We start from the raw sequence: 17,593 nt of genomic DNA, 5'->3' as shown, positions 1-17,593 counted from the left end.
GTTTGTGCAGAAGAAGGGGATGTTTATAAAGTTGACTCTCTAATAGGTTATCAATCTGCGGCCATAGAGTTTATGACAGAACCTTAGTAAAGAGTAAAGCCTGGTTATACACCAGGCTTTTAATAGTCTCCCACTAATTTTTTACTACTCGCCGGGTTATCACTCCCTGCTCCGTTATAAGCTGGAGAAAGTATACTCCTTTTGTCTGCCCTCTTAAATCTAAAGTATGAATGGTTTCTCCAAACACATTCCTAAGCGTCTCCCTCAGCATGATCTGACCCTTAACATCAAGAAGTTTTATCTCTAAGATTGATATTCCTTTTAATGGAAATGCTAAATACAGCTTGTCATTTGTTGGGTTCGGGTACAGGAGAATGGATGAGGATTCAGCTTTTGGTAAGCTTGTGGGGTTGCCGTCATGGTTTAGCTTGGTAAGAAACATAGCTGAACCGTCGCTAGTGAGTGATTTGGTGCCGAAAGCTGCTGTCCCGGCGAAGGCTCCAGTCACATAGGCATCTCCTGTTTTGCCCACGGCTATTCCACGGCCAATATCAGAGTTTGCCCCCCCTGCGCTCTTCGCCCACAGCGCGTTTCCCGAGGCATCGTACTTGGCAATAAACACGTCGTCGCCTGAGCTCGTGAGGGTGGTCGTGCCGAAAGTAGCAGCGCCGTGGAAGGAGCCGGTCACGTGGGCATTCCCTGCATCGTCTACGGCAACGCTGTTGCCGTAATCAGAGTTTGCCCCCCCTGCGCTCTTCGCCCACAGCGCGTTGCCCGAGGCATCGTACTTGGCGATGAAGATGTCGGTGCCTCCGGCATTTGTGAGGGTGGTCGTGCCGAAAGTAGCAGTACCCTGGAAGTAGCCGGTCACGTAGGGGTTACCCGATCCGTCCACGGCGACGCTGTTGCCGTAATCAGAGTTTGCCCCTCCTGCGCTCTTCGCCCACAGCGCGTTGCCTGAGGCATCGTACTTGGCGATGAAGATGTCGGTGCCTCCGGCATTTGTGAGGGTGGTCGTGCCGAAAGTAGCAGCGCCCTGGAAGTAGCCGGTCACGTAGGAGTTACCCGATCCGTCCACGGCGACGCTGTTGCCGTAATCAGAGTTTGCCCCCCCTGCGCTCTTCGCCCACAGCGCGTTGCCCGAGGCATCGTACTTGGCGATGAAGATGTCGGTGCCGATGCCTCCGGCATTTGTGAGGGTGGTCGTGCCGAAAGTAGCAGTGCCTTTAAATTCTCCTGTCACGTAGGCGTTGCCCAATCCGTCCACGGCGACGCTGTTGCCGTAATCAGAGATTGCTCCCCCTGCGCTCTTCGCCCACAGCACGTTTCCCGAGGCATCGTACTTGGCAATAAACACGTCGTCGCCTGAGCTCGTGAGGGTGGTCGTGCCGAAAGTAGCAGTGCCCCAGAAGTTGCCGGTAACGTAGGCGTTGCCCGATCCGTCCACGGCGATGCTGTTGCCGTAATCAGAGCTTTCCCCCCCTGCGCTCTTCGCCCACAGCACGTTTCCCGAGGCATCGTACTTGGCGATGAAGATGTCGGTGCCGATTTCGCGGGCATTTGTGAGGGTGGTCGTGCCGAAAGTAGCAGTGCCCTGGAAGTAGCCGGTCACGTAGGTGTTGCCTGATCCGTCCACGGCTACACTTCGTGCTTGGTCATTTAATCCAAAGGATGTTGGGTTTTTTGCCGACAGCGTGTTGCCTGAGGCATCGTACTTGGCGATGAACACGTCAACGCCGCCAGAGCTCAAGAGCGTTGCAGCGCCGAAACTGACAGGAGAGCCCAATGGGAAAATAGGTCCAAATTCTCCCGCCACGTAGGCGTTGCCCGCACCGTCCACAGCGATGCCTCGTCCAAAGCTATAGCTATAGATATTTTCTCCTCCTCCTCTTTTTGCCCACAGTACGTTGCCCGAAGTATCGTACTTGGCAATGAACATATTATTTGAGCTAGAACTTGTGTAGGAAGTGCTGCCGAAGGTGATTGCTCCAATAAAAGAACCCGTCACGTAAGCATTACCCGCACCGTCCACAGCGATGCCATAACCGTAGCCATAATTATTGCCCTGTACCTGTCCCCCTGCGCTCTTTGCCCACAGCACGTTGCCTGTGTTGTCGTACTTGGCAATAAAAACATCTTCCTTTGATGTAGAGAGAGAGGTAGTCCCGATTCTCATTTTTCCGGAAAAGTGCCCTGTCACATAGATGTTTCCCGCTCCGTCTACGGCGATACCTCTGCCTGTGGCATATAATCCTGACATGAAAGAGCAACTACAGGTTATTGTTGATTGCTTACTCCAAACTATGTTTCCCAATGCATCATATTTAGCTACAAAAGCACTGGGATCAACGTAGGGGTTTGAGCTGAAGCCACCAAAGTTTCCCGTCACATAAACATTGCCATTGCCGTCTGTAGTGACTCCACGGCCATAGTCATTGGTATCAGACCCCATCCTATTAGTCCATATTGGGTTTCCCGAGGCATCGTACTTGGCGATGAACACGTCGTAGCCGCCTGAGCTCGTGAGGGTGGTGGTGCCGAAAGTAGCAGCGCCTTGAAATCCTCCCGTCACGTAAACATTTCCTGCGCCGTCCACGGCAAGGCTATAACCAGTATCACTATGCTGCCCCCCTGCACTCTTCGCCCACAGCACGTTTCCCGAGGCATCGTACTTGGCGATGAACACGTCGTAGCCGCCTGAGCTCGTGAGGGTGGTGGTGCCGAAAGTAGCAGTACCTTGATATTCTCCCGTCACGTAAACATTTCCTGCGCCGTCCACGGCAAGGCTATAACCAGTGTCACTATGCTGCCCCCCTGCACTCTTCGCCCACAGCACGTTTCCCGTGGCATCGTACTTGACGATGAACACGTCGTTTTCACCATTACTTAATAACCTAATTGATCCAAAAGTAATAATATTGCTAAAGTTACCTGTTACATAAAGATTTCCCATGGCGTCACGCACGATAGCTTGTCCGCTCTCATGTACATTCGTGTGGGTGCCCTCAGCTTGCTTAGCCCAAATAAAATCCGGTGCCTGGGCTAAAAGTTGGCCCTGACTAATTATATGTATTAAAATACAGGTTAGAAAAATTTTGTAAAGTTTGTTCATGCTTTTCTTAATATGTTATAAGATGAGTTAATCATGGGAATTATTAGGCTATATTTGGTTTACCAAATATATAAGATGGGGCATGTAATTCAAAGCTAATGCTTTAGTAGATGCTAAATCAATCTATTGATTTGATTATGTTAATTAAATCTGCTAGTTGGAGTAGTCTAATATAATAAAGTCGGGGTGGGACTAATCGAGATTATCTAATGAGGGGGCAATAATATGGATTGTATGGAAAACAAAAAAGCCACTCATTGCTGAGTGGCTTTTGCTCCCCCTCCTGGGCTCGAACCAGGGACCCCCTGATTAACAGTCAGGTGCTCTAACCGACTGAGCTAAGGAGGAATTTCGACATATCATCTGCGACTTTCTCGCTGATTGATGGTGCAATATTACGGCGGTTTTACTTACTACGCAAGTCTGTTGCTAAAAAAATCTTTAGTTAAAGTATAAGCTGCTGTAAATCAAAAAGAAAATTTTAATTAGAAATATAAAGCACAGAGCCCGAAAGCGAGGTGCGGTATTGCTTTAACCCATACACAGCCGGGCCTGAAGTTACGTTGCCCTGAAAGTTAAATTGGGAGCCGCAGCATGTGTCTATTAAAAACAGGTTAGACTGGTCTACTTCTACCTGGGCGCAGGCGGCAGTTGGGTCGTAGGGGCAGGCACGTTCGAAAGCAGTATAAAGGCTTGCGTTTTGGCGTACTAAAAGTATGCCTTTGTAGCCAGCATTCAAGTATACATAGCCGCCATCGCGGCGTAGTTCTGGGTATTGTAGGCTGCTTACATTAATTTGCTCGCTTACAGGCACCTCAGGTATGGCGGGGCCTTGGTAGCTGTCTTTGCAGCCAAATAAAAATAGAAGAAGCAGGAGTGGCAACAGCCTACTCATACTTGTAAAAGCCCCTGCCAGACTTACGTCCATGGTGCCCTGCATCCACCTTTTGCTGCTGTATGCGGCTTGGTCTGAATTTCGGATCATAATGAAAAGCCTCGAACATAGATGTTGTTACCGAGTAGTTTGTGTCAACGCCAATTAAATCCATGAGTTCGAAGGGGCCCATTTTAAAACCGCTGGCCTGCATCAGCTTATCAATCGTTTCGATGTCGGCAACGCCTTCTTCCAGCAGCTTAAGCCCCTCCACGTAAAAATGGCGTGCTACACGGTTAACGATAAAACCTGGAGAATCTTTTGCCATAACAGCAACTTTACCAAGTTTTTCGGCCAGTTGCTTTATTGTTTCGGCTGTTTCGGGGGCTGTGGCGGCACCAGAGATTACCTCTACCAGCTTCATAATATGGGCTGGGTTAAAGAAGTGCATGCCCACCACGCGCTCTGGGTTAGGAACGGCAGCAGCTATTTGCGTGATCGGGATAGAGGAGGTATTAGAAGCTAGTATGGTATCGGGCGTGTTGATATCGGCCAGTTCTCTAAAGATGCTCTGCTTTACCTCCAGCTTCTCTACGATAGCCTCAATAATAACATCGCAGCTCAGTTGCAGTGTATCGCCAGTAAAGGTGAGATTTGCCAAGGCTGCCTGTTTTTCCTGCTCGGTAAGCTTGCCGCGCTCAATGCCTTTGTCCAGGTTCTTAGCAGTAGTAGCTTCTGCTTTCTGCAGTACCTGCTCGTTGATATCAAAAAGTATGGTTTTATAGCCTGCCTGTGCACAAATCTGCGCAATGCCCTGGCCCATGGTGCCGGCACCTACAACCCCTATTGTTTTGATATCTTCTAGTTTCATTTTTTTGTTGTTAATTGTTAGTTGTTAATTGTTAAAAAATCTGCCAAGTATAACTGGTTAAATAAATGGCAAGAAAGCTGGAGCAGGCGAAACCCAGCAATCAACAATTAAATTACTCCTTCAAACTGGCGCAGGAAGCGCACGTCGTTTTCTGTGAACAGGCGAAGGTCCTTTATCTGGTACTTTAACATGGAGATGCGCTCGATGCCCATACCAAAAGCAAAGCCAGAGTATACTTTAGAGTCGATCTTACAACTTTCCAACACAGCAGGATCTACCATGCCAGAGCCGCCAATTTCTACCCAACCGCTACCTTTGCAGATATTACAGCCCTCACCTTTACAGATAAAGCAGGAGATGTCAATCTCGGCGCTTGGCTCTGTGAACGGGAAGAAAGACGGACGGAAACGAATTTTAGTATCCTGTCCAAACATCTCTTTAGCAAAGTAATAAAGCGTCTCCTTCAGGTCTTTAAAGCTAACGCCTTTGTTCACGTATAGGCCCTCTACCTGGTGGAATACCATGTGCGCACGCGCCGAGATGGCTTCGTTACGGTACACACGGCCTGGCATAATGCTGCGCAGTGGAGGCTGGTTATTCTCCATCAGGCGCACCTGCACATTAGAAGTATGAGTACGCAGTAGCTTATCCTTGTCTTCGCTCAGGAAAAAAGTATCCTGCATTTCGCGGGCAGGGTGGTTTTCTGGGAAGTTAAGGGCTGAGAAGTTGTGCCAATCATCCTCAATCTCTGGGCCTTCAGCCACGTTAAAACCAATGCGCTCAAAAATACGCACGATTTCGCGGCGAACCAGCGAAAGCGGATGGCGTGTGCCTAAGGTGTTGGGTACTGGGGGCAGTGTAAAATCGAAGCCTGTATCGCCGGCTGTGTCAGCAGTGCTGGCTAGCTGCTCCTGCGCTTGATCAAAACGCTCTTGGGCACGATTTTTTAAGGCATTCAGCTGCTGGCCCACCTCGCGGCGCTGCTCTGGTGCAACCTGCTTTAAATTATCAAAAAGCTCTGCCACACGGCCTTTACGGCCTATGTAGGTAATACGGAACTGCTCCAGTTCTGCAGCATTGGTAAGCTGCGCTGCTTCTATCTCTTGTGCTACTGCTTGTATGTTCTCCACCATAATATGCAAAGATAAAATTACTATGGGATAATACGTAAAAAGTACGGGCAAAATGGATAAGCTACTATATACATGTTTTCTATAAAGTTTACTGCTATGTACTGCTTTTAAAAGTGTAAAGACTAAATCAGAAGCATAGTATAACCACTATATACTTTCTATCTTTACCGACGCAACTCCCTCGTTTACCGACTTCTTTCCAAGGCTAGCCTATTAACCCTAGACCTATACTTTTGATTGAAGTACATTTGATCAGATATTAACTAAAAGAAACTATGAACAACAGAGACTTTAACTCAAACAACTACGGCGGCAACTGGGAGAACCCGCAACGTGGCGGTGGTAAAGTAATGGCTGGCTTACTGCTGGTTATCATCGGCTTAGTTATACTTGCCACCAAACTAGATTATTTTTTTCTGCCAAGGTGGGTATTTTCATGGCAGATGTTCCTGATTGTGCTGGGGCTTTTTATAGGCTTTAAAGATAACTTCAGGAAGCCATCGTGGCTGGTGTTAATAATTATAGGTACTGTGTTCCTGATAAGTGACTTGGTTCCGGGGATAAACCTTAGGTTTTACTTCTGGCCTATCCTGCTCATAGGCATTGGCCTGTGGGTAATGCTAAAGCCTAAGCGACAACGCTCATACTTTATTCCGCCTGCTCAGCCACAGCAACCACTCAACGATTATACTACAGAAACTCCTGCGGCTAATTACCAAGACGAAAGTTTTAATGTGTTTGGCAGCGATGAGTCTACTGAAGACTATGTAGATGCCACAGCTGTTTTTGGAGGGGTAAAAAAGAACATTATCTCTAAAAACTTTAGAGGCGGTGAGGTAGTGAGTATTTTTGGAGGAACAGAACTGAACATGAGCCAGGCCGATTTGCAGCAACCTGCTGTACTGGAAGCCACCCAGATATTTGGTGGTACCACCTTAGTTGTGCCTGCGCACTGGGAGGTTAAATCTGAGGCAGTGGCCATACTTGGTGGCATCGACGACAAGCGTCCTATTATGCCAGGCGGCTATGATCCAAACAAAGTGTTGATCATTAAAGGCACTTCGCTGTTCGGCGGCTTGCAGATTAAGAGCTTCTAAAGTATAAACAGCATGTACCCACAACGCATTATGTTGGTTGTATACCTGGGCTGGGCTTTGCTCTGGTCTGCTGTGCAGGCTACGCTGCTGTGGTCGGTGGGAGTGGTAACAAGTATAGCTATCGCCGATGCGCTGCTCACAAACCTGCTGCTGGTGACTGGCGGTTATGCCATGAGCACCGGGTTGCGCTACTACCAGCCAAGTATAAAACAGGGAGCATATCTGTTTGGCTGGAGCCTAGGCATGGCCGGTATCTGTATTTTTCTATTCGATTTTATTATCAGCAGAGTATTCAAAGGGGAAGTAAATTACTTAACTTTTTTGGATGCCAGCTTGCCTGTGCGTATGGTGTTTGCCTGGCTGATGGTGTTGCTGATGCTGCTCTTGAGCTGGATGTGGTTTTATACTTTAAACCGCCGACAGGAGGAAGAACGAAAAGCTGCCACCGATAAACTAGCCCGCGAGGCAGAACTGTACAATCTGCGGCAGCAATTGCAACCGCACTTTTTGTTCAACAGCCTTAATTCCATTAGTGCGTTGGTAGGAGCAAGGCCCGAGCAAGCCAGAATCATGATTCATCAACTGTCTGATTTTTTAAGGGGCACTCTGCGCAAAGAGGACCAGCAGCTGGTGACATTAGAGGATGAGCTAAAGCACCTGGAGCTATACTTAGAAATAGAAAAAGTACGCTTTGGGCACCGCCTCCAAACTGCCATACAAGTACAAAACGAAACTGTGAACATGCGCCTGCCGGCCTTGCTACTGCAGCCTGTAGTAGAAAATGCCATAAAATTTGGTCTTTATGATACCGTCGGAGATACTGCAATAAGTATAAAAGCAACAGCAACAGATAATGTTTTGCAGCTGCAGGTGCAAAACCCCTTCGATCCGGCCACAGCGCGGCCGAAACGTGGTACAGGCTTCGGGTTAAGCTCCGTGCAGCGCAGGCTATACTTGCTTTATGCCCGCCAAGACCTGTTAAGTACAAAACAACAAGACCATACATTTACTACCACCATCAAAATACCTCAAAAACTATGAGCAAGTGCCTGATTATTGACGATGAACCATTGGCCAGAAGTATAGTAGCCGAATACCTGCAGAACCACCCCGACATAGAAGTGGCGCAGGAGTGCGGCGATGGATTTGAGGGTGTGAAAGCTATTATGCAGCACCAACCCGACCTGATCTTTCTGGATGTGCAGATGCCAAAGATAAATGGTTTTGAGATGCTGGAACTGGTAGAGCATGCGCCTTCTGTGATCTTTACCACAGCCTTCGATGAATATGCCATTAAGGCTTTTGAGGCTAACGCAGTGGATTATCTGCTAAAACCTTTCAGTAAAACACGTTTTGATGCGGCTGTACAAAAGTGGCAAGAACAGCGAAAAGTAGCCGTACCCGAAGCAAAGCTGCAGCAGCTGGAAGAAACAACAGCCAAGCAACCAGAGGAGCAGGTGCGCATCGTGGTTAAGGTAGGCAACAACATCAAAATTATACCTGTAGCAGATGTTTTATACTTAGAGGCCTACGATGATTATGTTAAAATACATACCAAAGAAGGCACTTTCCTGAAAAAGAAAACGATGGGCTACTATGAAAAAACTCTTAGTTCTAGCCAGTTTGTGCGTGTACACCGGTCGTTTATACTTTCCCTCTCTCAACTCACCCGAATAGAGCCCTTTGAAAAAGACAGCCATGTGGCGCTGCTAAAAACAGGGCAACGCATACCCTTAAGCAAAAACGGCTACACCAATTTAAGAGGTGTTCTGGGTTTATAAATTTTTAGAGTCAAGCTTATTTAGCTGATCAGGTTAACCGCATTGTTTGTCGTGGTCAGGCCGGATTGTGTCTTGTGTTAACCTGTGTCTGTCAACTATTCAACAATAGGTATACTGGTTATCTAAACACATGGGGTTTGTATATTACTTATAAACAGCTCCGTAAAGTGCTTTTTTGCCGAAAATTTAACATGAAAATAATGTGCGGAAACTTTGGAGATAAAAAACGTTTCCATAGTTTTGTGGCGAAATGGAGACAACGGAGAACTTAGATATCAAGCTAAAAATCACCAAAGCTGCCTTTGACCTCTTCTGTCAGCGGGGGATCAAAAGTGTATCTATGGATGATATCGCACAGCATTTGTCGATGTCGAAGAAGACCATCTATAAATTGTTTGAGAACAAAGATCAGATTGTGTTTTACTCTTGCAAATGCTTTCTGGAGTCGATGGAGAGTGATTGTGAGTGTTCTATGCAAGGTGCAGGCAATGCTATTGAAGAGTTGTGGAACCTGATGGAGATGACAAAACACATTGTATCCAAAGTGCATCCATCAATTTTCCATGATGTGCAGAAGTATCACCGTGACAGCTGGCAGCTCTGGATGGCCCATAAGTATGATTTTATGCTGGATAAGATCAAGCTGAATATACTTAGAGGTGTTGCTGAGGGCCTGTACAGAGGCGATTTGGATGTAGAGATTATGGCGCGCATGCGATTAGGCATGGTAGAGATGGCCTATGACAATAAGCTGTTTCCGCCACACGAATTTAACATACAGAAGGTGCAGCTAGATATGCTGGAGCACTATATGCTAGGCATGGCCACTCTCCGGGGGCATAAAATGATAAACGAGTACAAGCAAAGAATAGAAGAAGAATAATACTACCGACTACTATCTAAATAAAATTATGAAAAACTACCTAAGTCTTTTTTTAGCTGTTCTTGTGCTGGTTGGCTCCGCAAATGCGCAGGGGCAGGCCCCGCAGCAGTTTAGCCTGCAGGAAAGTATAAAGTATGCGCTGCAGAATAGGGCAAGTTTGCAGGTTTTGCGCAACCAGGAACGAATAGATAAAGCTAAAGTCGGTGAGATAAGGGCTATGGGCTTGCCGCAAATTAACGGTTCGCTTGATGTAGGAGATAATTTTATACAGCAGCAGAGTTTTTTGCCAGCAGAGTTCTTCAACGATCCAGATGATCCTAACTCACCGCAGCCTGGTACATTTGTGCCGGTTACGTTTACTCCGGCTTATACCGGAAACGCTATACTTACAGGTAACCAACTGCTATTTGACGGTACTTACCTTATCGGCCTAAAGGCTGCCAAAACTTACACCGAACTTTCTAAGAGAAACACAGCTCAAAGTGAAATAGAAGTAGCAGAGCAGGTTGCAAAGGCATATTATGGTGTGCTTGTAAACCGTGAGCGTATGAAGCTGCTGGATCAGAATATTATCAGGCTTGACACTGTGCTTTTCCAGACCAAAGTAATGTTTGAAAACGGTGTGGCTGAAAAGCTGGATGTAGACCGTTTGCGTGTATCGCTTAATAACCTAAAGGTGGAAAAGCAGAAAGCAGAACGACTGATGGAGCTAAGCGAAAGCTTGCTCAAGTTTCAGATGGGCATCGACCACAAACAGCAGCTGGTACTAACGGATAAACTGGAAGAAGTAGAAGTAAGTACGGCCCAGGCAGCTCCGCAAAATTTTAACTACAGCAGCCGCATCGAATACGCTATACTTGAAACACAACGCGACCTTGCTGAGTTAGACCTACGCAACAGACGCTCTGGCTACATGCCCAAACTGTACCTAAATGCCCGCTATGGCTATAATGCAGCGAACAACGAGTTCAGCGAAATAACTAAAACACGAAACTGGCTGGAGTATGGCTATGTAGGGGGGCAGATACAACTACCTATTTTTGATGGTTTGCGCAAGCACTATCAGATACAGCAGGCAAAACTAACGCTCGATAATACAAAGTATGGCTTTGAAACGCTACGCCAAAGTATAGACCTGCAGATAGATCAATCCTCAACAGAATTGACCAACGCCCTTGATGTGCTGGACTCGCAGCGTGAAAACCTGGAGCTGGCAGAGGAGATTGCGCGTGTTTCTAAGATTAAGTTTCAGGAGGGCGTAGGTTCTAACCTGGAAGTGGTAACCGCAGAAACAGACCTGCGCCAGGCCCAGACAAATTACTATGCAGCTATTTACGATGCACTTATTGCTAAAGTAAACTTAGAGAAAGCAACCGGCACTTTGTTAACTAAATAAAACTATCGAAAAACTACCAAATCACTAAAACTAAATGAAACGATTATTAGGGATCTCTTCAATGGCTATTATGCTGGGTTTGGCAGCCTGCGGAGGAAGCAACGATAAAGAAGCGCAGCTGAAAGAGTTAAAGGCACAGCAGGAAAAGATACAGGAGCAAATAGCATCGCTGGAGGCTGAACTGAAAGCAGAAGGTAAAACAGTTGCCACAGAGCGAAAAACAGTGCCAGTAGCAGTAGAAGCAGTAGCACAGGATACTTTCCGCCACTACCTGGAGGTACAGGGCAAAGTAGATTTTGACCAGAATGTGTTGGTAAGTGCTAAAGTGCCTGGTGTGCTTACAAGTGTGCGTGTGCAGCGCGGCGACCGAGTTTCTAAAGGCCAGACAATGGCAACCATAGATGCGCAGGTACTGGCGCAGAACATCGCTGAAGTGAAAACCCGGCTCGATTTAGCTAATATAGCATATGAAAGACAGAAGAACCTCTGGGACCAGAAGATAGGCACAGAAATGCAGTACCTGACAGCCAAAAATAACAAAGAGGCTTTGGAACGTAGCCTGGCAACACTGCAGCAGCAGCGAGACCAGTATAATGTGAAGGCGCCGATAACCGGAGTGGTAGATGATGTAATGCCAAATGCAGGAGAGGCTGTGGCGCCGGGGGTAGGCATCATCAGGGTAGTAAATTCGGAGGGAGGTAAAATTGTAGCGGAAGTATCGGAGGCATACCAGGCCAAAGTAACCAAAGGAAGCGATGCTGTTGTCTACTTCCCGGACCTGGATCAGGAAGTGGAGACTAAGGTAGATGTTGTAGGCAGCTTTATAAATCCTACAAGCCGCACATTTAAAGTAGAGCTACGCCTGAAGAATGGCAAAGAGATAAACCTAAAGCCAAACATGGTAGCCGTGGTTCGCATTCAGGACTATAAAAATGAGAATGTGGTTGTGCTGCCAGTAAACCTGGTGCAGAAAGACGAAAAGGCAGAGTATGTATATGTTGCCAAAAAAGAAGGCGACCGCTACGTAGCTGCCAGAAAAGAAATTAAAACCGGCAGAAGCTACAACGGCAAAGTAGAAGTACTTAGCGGACTGCAGGCCAACGACCAGATAATTACAGCTGGTTACCAGAGTGTAAATGAGGGGCAGCCTGTAGTGTATACACAGAGCAGCCTTACTCAGAAGTAAGCCATACTTTAAAGTAAAACTATGAAACAGTTTAAGCCAACAAGTTGGTCTATTGATAATAAAACCAGTATCTACATCATCACGATCATTGTTTCGATCTGGGGTATTTTCTCTTATATCAATATTCAAAAGGAGAACTTCCCTGATGTAGTGATTCCTACCGTTTTTGTGGGCACCATTTATCCGGGTACATCGCCATCGGATATGGAAAGCTTGGTGACCAGACCAATAGAAAAAGAAATAAAGGCCATCTCCGGGGTCAAAAAGATTACCTCCAACTCTTTGCAGGACTTCTCAATGATTACGGTGGAGTTTAATACCGATGTGGATGTGTCGGAGGCGAAGCAGCAGGTAAAAGATGCTGTGGATAAAGCTCGCTCCGACTTACCTACCGACTTGGATCAGGAGCCAAGCGTGCAGGACATCAACTTCTCTGAGTTCCCGATTATGCAGGTAAACGTATCGGGTAATTATAGCCTGGACCAGTTGAAGGATTATGCTGAAGACATCCAGGACCGTATCGAGTCGTTTTCTGAGATTACGCGTGTAGACATGGCCGGCGCTCTGGAAAAAGAAGTGCAGGTAGACGTGGATATGTATAAAATGCAGGTGGCGCAGGTAACGTTCGCAGATATTGAGCGTGCCATTGCCATGGAAAACATGACCATTTCGGGTGGTAACGTAACAGTAGGCGAAATGAAACGCTCTGTTCGTGTGGTAGGCCAATACGTGGATCCCAACAAGATCGGTGACATTATAGTAAAGTCGATAGCCGGGGCCAATATTCAGTTAAAAGAAATTGCCACAGTAAAGGAAGGTTTTGAAGAGCAGGAAAGCTACGCTCGATTGGATAATGCTCCTGTGATAACGCTGAATGTGATCAAGCGCAGTGGCGAAAACCTAATAGAGGCATCAGACAAGATAGAGGACCTGCTCATCGAGATGGAAGGCACTGTATTGCCGGCTGACCTGAAAGTAACCGTTACAGGTGAGCAAGCCACGCAGACAAGACACACCCTGAACGACCTGATCAACACGATCATTATTGGCTTTGTGCTGGTTACTATCATCCTGATGTTCTTTATGGGTACTACCAATGCTATTTTCGTTGGTTTATCGGTGCCTATATCCATGTTTGTGGCTTTCTTGATGTTCGACTCTTTTGATGTGTCGCTTAACATGATTGTGTTGTTTGCCTTCCTGCTGGCTTTAGGTATAGTCGTGGATGATGCGATTGTAGTTATTGAGAACACACACCGAATTTTGCATACTTCCAATCTGGGTGTCGTAAAGTCGGCAAAGGTGGCAGCAGGAGAGGTGTTTATGCCTGTACTGGCTGGTACTTTAACAACTATTGCGCCCTTCTTTCCGCTGCTTTTCTGGCCAGGTATTGTAGGCGAATTCATGTTTTACCTACCTATTACCCTTATTGTAACGCTGATGGCATCGCTGCTGGTTGCCTTTATAATAAACCCAGTATTTGCAGTGTCTTTTATGAAGAAAGAGCATGCTGCACCTACTGCAAAGGAAAACAAGCGCTTTACGATTATATTGGCTGCGGCAGTGGTAGTGGCTATAGCGCTTTACATAGCAGGCTCTTTTGGTACTGCTAACCTAATTATGCTGGCAGTAATATTGGTGGCGCTAAACAGGTTTGTGTTTAAGGGGCTTATCTATAAGTTTCAGGAAAATGTGCTGCCTAGATTTATGGCTAAGTATGAGCAGTTGCTGCGCTGGATGCTGGTAGGCTGGCGCCCTGTTGGTGTGTTTGGCAGTATAATCCTGTTGCTTATACTTTCGATAGTACTAGTAGCAGTACGTTCGCCGAAGGTTGTATTCTTCCCAGACAGCGACCCTAACTTTGTTTATACTTATATACAAATGCCGGTAGGTACTGATCAGGCTGTAACCGATTCTGTTACAAATTTGGTGGAACGCCGTGTGTACAAGGTGATAGGTGACAGTAACCCTAACGTTGAGTCAGTTATATCGAATGTGGCCATCGGTGCCGGAGATCAGAATGACCGCAGCACAACGGCACAGTCGCATAAGGGCAAGGTAACAGTAGCTTTTGTAGAGTACATGGACCGCGTTGGCGATAAAACAACAAGTGATTACCTGAGCGAGATACGCGAGGCTGTAAAAGGCATACCAGGCGCTGAAATAACTGTTGATAAAGAGCAAAATGGACCGCCGGTTGGTAAGCCAATTAGCATCGAGATATCAGGAGAGGATTTCCAGCAGTTGATCGCACTCTCTAAAAACGTGGAACAATATATCAGTGATCAGCAGATAGGTGGTATCGAGGGTTTGAAATCAGACCTAGAAGATAGTAAGCCAGAAATCGTAATCAATATTGATCGAGAGCGTGCAAACCGTGAAGGCTTAAGCACAGCTCAGATTGGAACCGAAATTCGTACTGCTATTTTCGGTAAAGAGGCGTCTAAATTTAAACTCGATGAAGATGAATACCCTATACAGGTTCGCCTGGCTGAGCAATACCGTAATAATATTGATGGATTGCTGGACATGCGCATCACGTACCGCGACATGAATTCAGGCCTGGTGCGCCAGATTCCGCTTTCGTCTGTGGCAAGTATAGAGTATGGCACTACCTATGGCGGTATTAAACGCAAGAACCTGAAGCGCATGGTTACGCTGGAATCTAACGTGTTGGCTGGTTACAACGCAAACGAAGTTGTACAGCAGATAGAGCAGTCGTTGCAGGATTTTCAGACACCAGAAGGATACCAGGTGCGCATGGGCGGACAGCAGGAAGAGCAGCAGGAGACAGGGCAGTTCCTGTTTATGGCCTTGGTTGCAGCCTTCTTCATTATCTTTTTGATCCTGGTAACACAATTTAACTCCGTATCAAAACCGTTTATTATACTTTCAGAGGTGCTGTTCAGTATCATTGGTGTGCTGCTAGGTTTCTCTATCTTTAAAATGGATGCCTCTGTTGTAATGACGGGGGTAGGTATAGTGGCACTGGCAGGTATAGTGGTGAAGAACGGTATCCTGATAGTAGAGTTTACGGACCTGTTGTTAGAAGAAGGAAAAGAACTTAAGGAGGCAATTGTAGAGGCTGGTAAAACACGTCTCAACCCGGTATTGCTTACGGCTACAGCCACTATACTAGGTCTGATACCACTGGCACTGGGCATAAACCTGAACTTCTATACTTTATTTACAGAGTTTAAGCCGAATTTCTTTATGGGTGGTAACAGTGCAGCGTTTTGGGGACCGCTTGCCTGGACTATTATTTTCGGCTTAGGATTTGCTACAATTGTTACGTTGTTGATAGTACCGGTAATGTACTTGTTAAACGAAAAGCTAAAAGATAAATTAATTGGTAAAAAGAAACGCGGTGCTTTAAAGCTGCAAAAGCAGGAGGCGCTTCGCGTTAATGGAAAAGTAAGAGAATACACAGTTTAAACTACTATGATTGCTACAAATAACGCTATTGAAAAGGAGGTTATCCGTATCATTAGCAAAACAAAAGAGATAAAAGCTGATCGTCTCTGGGCCGACAGAATGCTACAGGACTTTGGCTTTGATACAGTGGATGTGGTGGATATTATCCTGGAACTAGAGAGGAGCTTTAAGATCACTATTCCAGACGAGGTGCCAATTGATAAGGTAGGCGATTTTATAAACTTCGTATCAACGCATACTTTGAAGAAGGCCAGCTAATTGTTAGAAAGTATATTAAAAGAAAAAGCGAGGAATACATTCCTCGCTTTTTCTTTTAATATAGCTGAAAGTGCTGTTTATACAATTTAAGATCAGCGCAGCTATGAATATTAAATTTGAGATTTGCTACCTAGTTGACTTGACTTGGTAATTGTTTTAAAGATTGATGTGTAGCATTTTTCAGGGCTAGCTTATAAGCTTTTACAACAGAATCCTCCAGAGCATTTAGAGTCCCGTATTCATAAAAAACTTCTGCATTACTCTTAAAGTATCTTTGCCCGTTTAGTTCTTCTACCTCAAGCTCAATGGCAACTTTTGTAAACTCTTTTGCTTTGCTCCAATCTGCATAAATATTACAGGTGCCTTCAAGTAAACGAACAGTTATTTTGGCAGGCGTGCCATTAGCTGACTCCGATTTTTTAACTATACTTGTCAGCAATTGTATGTCGGCTGATGTAAGCTCAGGGCTACCTGTTACAGATAACTGTTTGGTGGCAATGGCAGGCAGGTCCCAATTCATGGGCTGTTTATTTGTTCTGCTGTCTTTTATGTAGATCTCAGTCGCTTGGAATGGTATAGCAACGTGCTCTGTTGAATAGTCTCTAATAGCTACTTGCTGGCTAACACAAGATTGAAGCAGAGCAAGCAAAATAATAGCGTAAAAAACCTTTTTCATGTGTGTGGTACCTGAGCTTCATAAAAGTATAAACCACCTAAAGCAGCTTCAGTAGCTGCTTTAGGTGGTTTATACTTTTATGAAGTCTGAGTAGTTTAGTAAAATTAGCCGATAGCTTTTGCCTTAGAAGATGGATATACGATAAGCTTTTAGTTTTTTGTCCAGTGCTTTTGCATTTCCGCAAATGCTATCCAGTAGTGCCCAAAAATGTGGACCATGGTTTTTCTCTACCGTGTGCGCCAGTTCGTGCAGGATTACATAGTCGCATAGGGCATCGGGTAAGCGCATCAGGTGCAGGTTCAGGTTGATGTTATTAGTATGAGAACAGCTACCCCAGCGGCCTTTTGCACTTTTAATAAATACATTCTCATAAGTAAACCCAAACTTCTCAGCAAAGTAAGCCACACGGCCCGGTAAATACTGCTTTGCCTCTTTGCGGTAACCTTCCTCAATCGACTGCCTGATAAACTTTTGAACATCAGGGTCACGCACATCTTTATGGGCAGGGTAAAATACATTTATAAACCCATCCTGAATAACGCAACGCATACTGTACTGTGCATGAGTTAGCAGGCGTAGCGTGTGGTATTTGGTTTTAAACTCCGTAGAGCCATCATACACGGTAAGCTGCTGTTCATGCTGCTGCATGCGCGTCTGGTGCTCTTTTATCCAGTCTGACTTGGTATAAATGAGCTGTTCTGCTTTTTCGAAGCTGATATGCGGCGGAACAGCCACACGTACACCCTTTAAAGGTCGTACGCTAATGCTGAGGCGCTTTGCTTTATCGCTTCGCTCAATCAGAACTTTCCCGATTCCGTCAATGTGTACATTAACAGAGGTAAGTCGTAAAAATGATGAAGACACTTTGGCTAAAAAGTTAAAATACAAAAT

Annotated in this window: 14 protein-coding genes and 1 tRNA gene; 8 read left to right on the top strand and 7 right to left on the bottom strand. The window is 45.9% G+C overall.

Annotated features, from left to right (window positions below; genetic code table 11):
• Positions 1–133: 133 nt before the first annotated feature.
• The 5 genes from WG943_RS04280 to pheS form a co-directional block, all read right to left on the bottom strand.
• Positions 134–3,112: an SBBP repeat-containing protein gene (locus WG943_RS04280; RefSeq protein WP_340406947.1), complete on the bottom strand. Its 2,979-nt coding sequence runs from the start codon at positions 3,110–3,112 to the stop codon at positions 134–136.
• A 274-nt stretch (positions 3,113–3,386) separates the two neighbouring features.
• Positions 3,387–3,460 (bottom strand) — tRNA-Asn (locus WG943_RS04275).
• Between the two features lie 133 nt (positions 3,461–3,593).
• The gene (locus tag WG943_RS04270; protein WP_340406945.1) at positions 3,594–4,007 is read right to left on the bottom strand and encodes a hypothetical protein; all 414 of its coding nucleotides are present in this window, start codon (positions 4,005–4,007) and stop codon (positions 3,594–3,596) included.
• Positions 4,000–4,857, bottom strand: coding sequence for a 3-hydroxyacyl-CoA dehydrogenase NAD-binding domain-containing protein (locus WG943_RS04265; RefSeq protein WP_340406943.1), 858 nt, complete (start codon positions 4,855–4,857; stop codon positions 4,000–4,002). Before WG943_RS04265 ends, WG943_RS04270 begins: the two co-directional genes overlap by 8 nt.
• A 107-nt stretch (positions 4,858–4,964) precedes the next feature.
• Complete coding sequence (gene pheS / locus WG943_RS04260; protein WP_340406941.1) at positions 4,965–5,990, bottom strand: phenylalanine--tRNA ligase subunit alpha; 1,026 nt, start codon at positions 5,988–5,990, stop codon at positions 4,965–4,967.
• Between the two features lie 275 nt (positions 5,991–6,265).
• Here pheS and WG943_RS04255 point away from each other — a divergent pair, with 275 nt between their 5' ends.
• From WG943_RS04255 to WG943_RS04220, 8 genes are all read left to right on the top strand, one after another.
• The gene (locus WG943_RS04255; RefSeq protein ID WP_340406939.1) at positions 6,266–7,087 is read left to right on the top strand and encodes a LiaF transmembrane domain-containing protein; all 822 of its coding nucleotides are present in this window, start codon (positions 6,266–6,268) and stop codon (positions 7,085–7,087) included.
• A 12-nt stretch (positions 7,088–7,099) separates the two neighbouring features.
• Positions 7,100–8,128: a sensor histidine kinase gene (locus WG943_RS04250; protein ID WP_340406938.1), complete on the top strand. Its 1,029-nt coding sequence runs from the start codon at positions 7,100–7,102 to the stop codon at positions 8,126–8,128.
• The gene (locus WG943_RS04245; protein WP_340406937.1) at positions 8,125–8,868 is read left to right on the top strand and encodes a LytR/AlgR family response regulator transcription factor; all 744 of its coding nucleotides are present in this window, start codon (positions 8,125–8,127) and stop codon (positions 8,866–8,868) included. The genes WG943_RS04250 and WG943_RS04245 overlap by 4 nt, the downstream gene beginning before the upstream one ends.
• 250 nt (positions 8,869–9,118) lie before the next feature.
• Positions 9,119–9,751, top strand: a complete 633-nt coding sequence (locus WG943_RS04240; protein WP_340406935.1) for a TetR/AcrR family transcriptional regulator — start codon at positions 9,119–9,121, stop codon at positions 9,749–9,751.
• Between the two features lie 28 nt (positions 9,752–9,779).
• On the top strand, positions 9,780–11,147 hold the full coding sequence (locus WG943_RS04235) for a TolC family protein (RefSeq protein ID WP_340406934.1): 1,368 nt from the start codon (positions 9,780–9,782) through the stop codon (positions 11,145–11,147).
• A 34-nt stretch (positions 11,148–11,181) separates the two neighbouring features.
• Entirely contained in the window at positions 11,182–12,333 is a 1,152-nt protein-coding gene (locus WG943_RS04230; RefSeq protein WP_340406933.1) for an efflux RND transporter periplasmic adaptor subunit, read from the top strand.
• A gap of 21 nt (positions 12,334–12,354) precedes the next feature.
• A complete protein-coding gene (locus WG943_RS04225; protein ID WP_340406932.1) occupies positions 12,355–15,768 on the top strand; it encodes an efflux RND transporter permease subunit in 3,414 nt (1,137 codons plus the stop codon).
• Positions 15,769–15,774: 6 nt separating this feature from the next.
• Positions 15,775–16,026 carry an acyl carrier protein gene (locus tag WG943_RS04220; protein WP_340406930.1) on the top strand — a complete coding sequence of 84 codons (252 nt, stop codon included), beginning with the start codon at positions 15,775–15,777 and terminating at the stop codon, positions 16,024–16,026.
• A 130-nt stretch (positions 16,027–16,156) separates the two neighbouring features.
• Here the strand turns inward: WG943_RS04220 and WG943_RS04215 are convergent, their stop codons facing one another.
• Together WG943_RS04215 and WG943_RS04210 are read right to left on the bottom strand one after the other, a co-directional pair.
• Positions 16,157–16,702, bottom strand: coding sequence for a hypothetical protein (locus tag WG943_RS04215; protein WP_340406929.1), 546 nt, complete (start codon positions 16,700–16,702; stop codon positions 16,157–16,159).
• Positions 16,703–16,825: 123 nt separating this feature from the next.
• The gene (locus WG943_RS04210) at positions 16,826–17,566 is read right to left on the bottom strand and encodes a M48 family metallopeptidase (protein WP_340406928.1); all 741 of its coding nucleotides are present in this window, start codon (positions 17,564–17,566) and stop codon (positions 16,826–16,828) included.
• Positions 17,567–17,593: the final 27 nt, after the last annotated feature.

It is taken from the genome of Pontibacter sp. H249, from assembly GCF_037892465.1.
GTDB lineage: Bacteria > Bacteroidota > Bacteroidia > Cytophagales > Hymenobacteraceae > Pontibacter.
Note: the sequence above shows the minus strand (reverse complement) of the source record. Positions and strands in the feature narration are given on the sequence as shown.

Bases quoted from the DNA above. Each gene is read 5' to 3' on its own strand.
- WG943_RS04265 (WP_340406943.1), bottom strand. From the start codon at position 4,857: ATGAAACTAGAAGATATCAAAACAATAGGGGTTGTAGGTGCCGGCACC.
- WG943_RS04280 (WP_340406947.1), bottom strand. From the start codon at position 3,112: ATGAACAAACTTTACAAAATTTTTCTAACCTGTATTTTAATACATATA.
- WG943_RS04230 (WP_340406933.1), top strand. From the start codon at position 11,182: ATGAAACGATTATTAGGGATCTCTTCAATGGCTATTATGCTGGGTTTG.
- WG943_RS04245 (WP_340406937.1), top strand. From the start codon at position 8,125: ATGAGCAAGTGCCTGATTATTGACGATGAACCATTGGCCAGAAGTATA.
- WG943_RS04220 (WP_340406930.1), top strand. From the start codon at position 15,775: ATGATTGCTACAAATAACGCTATTGAAAAGGAGGTTATCCGTATCATT.
- WG943_RS04215 (WP_340406929.1), bottom strand. From the start codon at position 16,702: ATGAAAAAGGTTTTTTACGCTATTATTTTGCTTGCTCTGCTTCAATCT.
- WG943_RS04225 (WP_340406932.1), top strand. From the start codon at position 12,355: ATGAAACAGTTTAAGCCAACAAGTTGGTCTATTGATAATAAAACCAGT.
- pheS (WP_340406941.1), bottom strand. From the start codon at position 5,990: ATGGTGGAGAACATACAAGCAGTAGCACAAGAGATAGAAGCAGCGCAG.
- WG943_RS04240 (WP_340406935.1), top strand. From the start codon at position 9,119: ATGGAGACAACGGAGAACTTAGATATCAAGCTAAAAATCACCAAAGCT.
- WG943_RS04270 (WP_340406945.1), bottom strand. From the start codon at position 4,007: ATGAGTAGGCTGTTGCCACTCCTGCTTCTTCTATTTTTATTTGGCTGC.
- WG943_RS04235 (WP_340406934.1), top strand. From the start codon at position 9,780: ATGAAAAACTACCTAAGTCTTTTTTTAGCTGTTCTTGTGCTGGTTGGC.
- WG943_RS04250 (WP_340406938.1), top strand. From the start codon at position 7,100: ATGTACCCACAACGCATTATGTTGGTTGTATACCTGGGCTGGGCTTTG.
- WG943_RS04255 (WP_340406939.1), top strand. From the start codon at position 6,266: ATGAACAACAGAGACTTTAACTCAAACAACTACGGCGGCAACTGGGAG.